Origin of the sequence: Synechococcus sp. R6-7, assembly GCF_047461695.1 — a bacterium.
In the GTDB taxonomy this organism is placed as follows: domain Bacteria; phylum Cyanobacteriota; class Cyanobacteriia; order Thermostichales; family Thermostichaceae; genus Thermostichus.
This window is the reverse complement of record NZ_JANSHS010000547.1, coordinates 1-863: the sequence shown is the minus strand read 5'-3', so window position 1 is coordinate 863 and position 863 is coordinate 1. Positions and strand designations below refer to the sequence as shown.

General features: G+C 59.9%; 2 protein-coding genes. One reads left to right on the top strand and one right to left on the bottom strand.

Annotated features, from left to right (window positions below; translation table 11 throughout):
• Window positions 1-18: 18 nt before the first annotated feature.
• The gene (locus NW815_RS14010; RefSeq protein WP_414388856.1) at window positions 19-291 is read left to right on the top strand and encodes a sugar ABC transporter ATP-binding protein; all 273 of its coding nucleotides are present in this window, start codon (window positions 19-21) and stop codon (window positions 289-291) included.
• On the opposite strand, the gene NW815_RS14005 is transcribed toward NW815_RS14010, so the two are convergent.
• Window positions 288-863 (bottom strand): 4-alpha-glucanotransferase (locus NW815_RS14005; protein ID WP_414416153.1); only part of this gene is annotated, 576 nt, incomplete at its 5' end. The two genes, NW815_RS14010 and NW815_RS14005, sit on opposite strands and share 4 nt — an antisense overlap.

The window sequence follows — 863 nt, the reverse complement described above, 5'->3', positions numbered from 1 at the left end:
CAGCAGTGTTCAGCGTAAATGTATCAGCTTTCCTGTGGATCCAAGGTGCTAGTGGCTGCCCAACCGACGCGGGGGGTGGATGTGGGGGCCATCGAGGCCATTCATCGGCGCATCCTGCAGGCGCGGGATCAGGGCATGGGGGTGCTGCTGGTGTCGGCGGATTTGAATGAGGTGATCAGCTTGTCGGATCGCATTTTGGTGATCCATGAGGGCCACCTGGTGGGAGAACTCAGGCCTGAAGAGGCCACCGAAGAGCAGCTAGGGCTGCTGATGGGCGGGATCCAGCATTAGACGAGGCCGGGGGCAGCTTGAGAAGATCCTGCCGCTCGTTCTTGGGCTAGGGCTGCTCGCCGTTGTTCCAACTCTTGAGGAGAGATGCGCCCGTAGGTGACGCTCATCTCGGCCAGGCGCTGGATCATGTTCTGCCGCAGCATGTCCTCGCGGTAGCGCCAGGCCCAGTTGTTCTCGGTGGTGCCGGGGAAGTTCATGCGCGCCTCTGCCCCCAAGCCCATCACATCTTGCAGGGGAATGATGGCCAGATCGGCTACGGAAGCAAGGGCTAGGCGAATGAGATCCCAATGGATGCCCTCGGATCCCTGGCAGCCCAAATAGCGCAGCAGGTTTTGTTTTTCCCACTCCGAGCGCTCCGGGTCATGAAACCAGCCCACCACCGTATTGTTGTCGTGGGTGCCGGTGTAAACGACAAAGTTGCGCTCGTAGGCATGGGGCAAATAGGGGTTATCGGGCCCAGAGCCGAAGGCAAAGAGCAACACCTTCATGCCGGGCAAGCCAAATTGATCCCGCAGTTGCAACACCTCCGGCGTAATGTCTCCCAGATCTTCGGCAATCACCGGGATTTCCCC

What these genes read in the sequence shown, in the direction of transcription:
- NW815_RS14010 (WP_414388856.1), top strand. Translation starts at nt 19, where the DNA reads ATGTATCAGCTTTCCTGTGGATCCAAGGTGCTAGTGGCTGCCCAACCG.